The organism is Pontibacterium granulatum (assembly GCF_029961155.1).
In the GTDB taxonomy this organism is placed as follows: Bacteria; Pseudomonadota; Gammaproteobacteria; order Pseudomonadales; family Balneatricaceae; genus Pontibacterium; species Pontibacterium granulatum.
The window spans coordinates 1-4525 of sequence record NZ_JASBRH010000045.1 but is presented as its reverse complement, the minus strand read 5'-3'; the positions used below and the strand labels follow the sequence as shown (position 1 = coordinate 4525).

At 56.1% G+C, this 4525-nt stretch carries 4 protein-coding genes; all 4 read right to left on the bottom strand.

The genetic code is table 11. The features are described from left to right. Positions 1 to 663, bottom strand: a 663-nt coding sequence (locus QKW35_RS21100) for a sarcosine oxidase subunit gamma (protein ID WP_282356347.1), incomplete at its 3' end; no start/stop codon positions are given. Continuing rightward, positions 656 to 3673: a sarcosine oxidase subunit alpha gene (locus QKW35_RS21095; RefSeq protein WP_282356345.1), complete on the bottom strand. Its 3018-nt coding sequence runs from the start codon at positions 3671 to 3673 to the stop codon at positions 656 to 658. The genes QKW35_RS21095 and QKW35_RS21100, both read right to left, overlap by 8 nt. Positions 3674 to 3686: 13 nt before the next feature. Continuing rightward, positions 3687 to 3971: a sarcosine oxidase subunit delta gene (locus QKW35_RS21090; protein ID WP_282356344.1), complete on the bottom strand. Its 285-nt coding sequence runs from the start codon at positions 3969 to 3971 to the stop codon at positions 3687 to 3689. A 14-nt stretch (positions 3972 to 3985) separates the two neighbouring features. After that, positions 3986 to 4525, bottom strand: a 540-nt coding sequence (locus QKW35_RS21085) for an FAD-dependent oxidoreductase (protein ID WP_282356343.1), incomplete at its 5' end; no start/stop codon positions are given.

Genomic DNA, 4525 nt, shown 5'->3' with positions numbered 1-4525 from the left:
ACCAAACTCGCGGCTGGCATCCTGAATCCACAGCCAGATGTAGTCGGCAAAGCTGCGACGTACAACCAGTTCGAATTCAGTGTCGCCTTTACGACGGATCACGGCAGAGCTCTTGGCAAATACAGTGGAAACCACTTTACCTACCGGGAACTCTGACGGATGCAGATCCACCGGCGTACACTTCTTCAGCATCTCAACAACGTTTTCACCGGACAGTTCGTACACGGTGGAACCGCCGCTGCTGTTTACCAGAGAGTGGTGGCCGTTCATCTCGTCACGGAAACGGGTTTCCATTTCGAACGCTTTCTCACCTGGCACCAGGATCAGCCACTCGTCTGGAGCAATCCAGCGAACAGACACGTCACCTGCTTCCACCGCGGTCAGCTTTTTCTGTGGCAGCTCAACACCCAGAACGTTTGCAGCGGATGCCATCAGTTCAGCATTATTAGGGTTGCAACGCAGGGTCAGGTGACCCAGCAGTTTCTTCTCTTTGAAGTGGATGCCACCCTGACGTGGCCCCTGCTTCGCCAGAGACTCAAGCTCGGCGTGGTGCAGTGGCGATTCGCCACGTACACCTGCATCCGCTGCCGGAATCTGGTTCATAACAACCGCTTTAGGGGTTGTTACTTCTTCTTCAGCTACAGCTACGTTCAGATCAGACATTTTGACGCTCCCCTTTTGGATCCAGGAAGATCGGGCTACAAATTTCAGCTTCTACAGTACGGCCATCTGCCAATGGGTAGTAAACCTTCTCACCCATCTTATCCAGACCACCCTTCACGAAGCCCATGGCGATACTGCGACCGAGGCACGCACTCCAGTAACTGGATGTGATGTGACCGACCATCGGCATTGGGATTGGCGCTTTAGGGTCGAATACACCCTGTGCACCTTCCGGCAGTACCACGTTTGGATCTACAGTTTTCAGACCCACCAGTTGCTTACGGTCAGGACGGACACAATCTTCACGTGCCATACCGCGCTTACCGATGAAGCTGAACGGTTTGTTCGGAGATACACACCAGCCCATGCCCAGATCGTATGGGTGTACGGAGCCGTCGGTATCCTGGCCTGCGATGATGAAACCTTTCTCTGCACGCAGAATGTGCATGGTTTCAGTACCGTATGGCGTCAGGTTGTACTTCTCGCCGTGCTCGAACAGTTTCTCCCACACGTGCAGACCGTAGTTCGCCTGAACGTTGATCTCGAAGGACAGCTCACCGGTGAAGGAGATTCGGAATACACGTGCCGGAACACCTGCAACGTTCATCTCACGCCAGTCCATGAAACCGAAGTTCTCTTTGGACACATCGTAATCGGTCAGCTCAGCCAACAGTTTGCGGCTGTTCGGACCGGAGATGGTCATGGTTGCCCAGTGATCGGTTACGGTGTTGAAGTACACCTCCATCTCTGGCCATTCGGTCTGATGGTACAGTTCCAGCCATTCGTATACGCGTGCCGCACCGCCGGAGGTGGTGGTCATCACGAAGTGGTTCTCACCCAGGCAGGACGTAACACCGTCGTCGAATACCATGCCGTCTTCGCCACACATCAGGCCGTAACGACACTTACCGACAGGCAGCTTCGCCCATGCGTTGGTGTACACACGACCGAGGAATTCACGTGCATCTTTACCCTGGATGTCGATCTTACCCAGTGTCGATGCATCCAGGATGCCTACAGATTCGCGGGTCGCCAGACATTCACGGTTCAGCGCGTCCTGCATGGACTCACCCGCTTTCGGGAAGTACCAAGGACGTTTCCACTGACCTACATCCTCAAACTTCGCGCCGTTTTCTACGTGCCACTTGTGCATCGCAGTGTAACGTTTCGGATCGAACAGCTCGCCACAGTCACGGCCAGCGATCGCACCGAAGGTTACCGGTGTGTAGTTCGGACGGAAGATGGTCGTACCCGTCTCAGGGATGGTCTGATTCAGTGCTTTCGCAGCGATCGCCATACCGTTGATGTTACCCAGCTTACCCTGGTCAGTACCGAAGCCCATTGCGGTGTAACGCTTCACGTGCTCGATAGACTCGTAACCTTCACGACACGCAACTTCGATACCGGCTGCGGTTACGTCGGTCTGGTAGTCAACGAACTGTTTTGGCGCTTTAGACGTTGGCTTCAGGTGCGGAATGTGGAACAGGGTCATTGGGTTGCCCTCTTTCACCTCTTCCGCTTTTGGCAGAGCAACTTCTGCTGCATCCATACCCAGCTCAGCCAGTGCTTTCAGACCCGCATTCAGACCTTCAAACAGCGCAGTGCTGGTGCTGTAGCTACCGTTGATTGCACCGGCAGTCAGCTGTTTCTGTACGGTAGGACCTGGCAGGAAGCCAACCACATCGTCGTTCCAAACCGGACGGCTGCCGGTGTGGCAAGACAGGTGGATTACCGGGCTCCAGCCACCGGAGGTCGCTACGGTGTCGGCATTCATCTTGGTTACGGAACCGTTTACACGGCTGCCGTCTGCGCTCAGTGGAGCGATGCTCACACCGGTCACACGCTTGCTACCGCTGACTTCGATGACCGCAGAACCGGTGATCACGTTCAGACCACGCTGACGGGCTGCCGCAACGCGGTCACCCTGTGGGTTCTGACGGGTATCAACGATCGCCGCCACTTTACGGCCCGCATCGTGCCAGTCCAGAGCTGCCTGGTAGCCGGAATCGTTGGTGGTCATCAGGACCAGCTCGTTACCCGGTACCACGCCGTAACGGTTGATGTACGTGGAAACAGCGTTTGCCACCATGCAACCCGGTACGTCGTTGTTTGCGTAAACCAGTGGACGCTCGTGCGCACCGGTCGCCAGGATCACCCACTTAGCACGCACACGGTGCAGGCGCTGACGCACCATACCTTCTGGCGCTTTGTCCGCGATGTGGTCGGTACGACGCTCGTGGATAGTCAGGAAGTTGTGGTCGTGGTAGCCGTTCACAGTGGAACGCGGCAGCAGCATTACGTCTTCGTAGCCGCTCAGCTCTTTCACAACATCGCTAACCCATGCGGATGCAGCTTTACCGTCCAAAGACTCTTTGCTGCTCAGCAGGCTGCCACCGAACTCTGCCTGTTCATCGGCGATGATCACACGTGCACCACTGCGCGCTGCAGTCAGTGCTGCCGCCAGACCGGCAGGGCCCGCGCCTACAACCAGAACGTCACAGTGCTGGTTGATCTTGTCGTACATGTCCGGATCGTTTTCCAGCGGAGAACGACCAAGGCCAGCCGCCTTACGGATCATGCTTTCGTAGGTGTGCCACAGCGACTGCGGGTACATGAACGTTTTGTAGTAGAAGCCAGGAGGCATCATCTTGCCGCCGACTTTACCTACGTAGCTCATCAGGTCGTTATCAACGTTTGGCCAACCGTTGGTTGCGCCCGCTACCAGACCGTCGAACAGCTCCTGCTGAGTTGCTCGTACGTTTGGTACCTGAGTCGCTTCGGTTGCACCCAGCTGCAGAACCGCATTCGGCTCTTCCGCACCTGCGGCTACGATGCCGCGTGGACGGCTGTATTTAAAACTACGGCTTACGATGTCGATACCGTTTGCCAGCATCGCAGATGCCAGGGTATCACCGTGGAAACCTTTAAATTTCTTGCCGTTGTAGGTAAAGGCCAACGGCTTGGAACGGTCGATGCGACCTCCGCTCTGGAGGCGGTTTTTCTGTGTCATTGCTCCGCTCCTCTTACTCAGCAACCACGGATGGCTGTTCGCCAATCAGGTAAACTTCTTTGATTTCGTAGGTCTGGGTGTCGCGCGTTACGTTGAAGAACTTACGACAACCGGCAGCGTGAACCCACAGCTCGTGGTGCAGACCACGGGTGTTCTTACGGAAGTAGAGGTACTCACCCCACTCCTTGTCGCTGCAAGCTTCCGGGTCCAGCGGGCGCGCGATGTGCGCCTGACCTGCTGCGTGGAACTCTTCCTCTTCCCGGTATTCGCCACAGTGCGGGCAGTAGATATGGAACATGGTATTAACTCCCCTTAGTGCGCTACGCCAGCTGCGCCGTGCTCATCGATCAGCGCGCCATTGTGGAATCGGAACATAGAGAACGGTTTCGCCAGATCGTGCATCTGACCTTTCGCCAGAGATGCTGCGAAGACGTGACCGGATCCCGGAGTCGCCTTAAAGCCACCGGTACCCCAACCGCAGTTGAAGAACAGGTTCTTGATAGGCGTTTCACTGATGATCGGACAGGCATCAGGACAGGTGTCCACGATACCGCCCCACTGACGGTTCATGCGTACACGGCTGAAGATCGGGAACATCTCAACGATCGCCTGTACAGTGTGCTCGATGGTTGGGAAGGAACCACGCTGACCGTAGCCGTTGTAGCCGTCGATACCTGCACCAATTACCAGGTCACCTTTGTCGGACTGACTCACGTAACCGTGTACGTGGTTAGACATGACAACAGTGTCCAGGATCGGTTTGATCGGCTCGGATACCAGTGCCTGCAGCGGGTGGGATTCCAGCGGCAGTTCGAAACCGGCCATCTTCGCAACCACACCGGAGTTACCCGC

Bases quoted from the DNA above. Each gene is read 5' to 3' on its own strand.
- QKW35_RS21095 (WP_282356345.1), bottom strand. From the start codon at position 3,673: ATGACACAGAAAAACCGCCTCCAGAGCGGAGGTCGCATCGACCGTTCC.
- QKW35_RS21090 (WP_282356344.1), bottom strand. From the start codon at position 3,971: ATGTTCCATATCTACTGCCCGCACTGTGGCGAATACCGGGAAGAGGAA.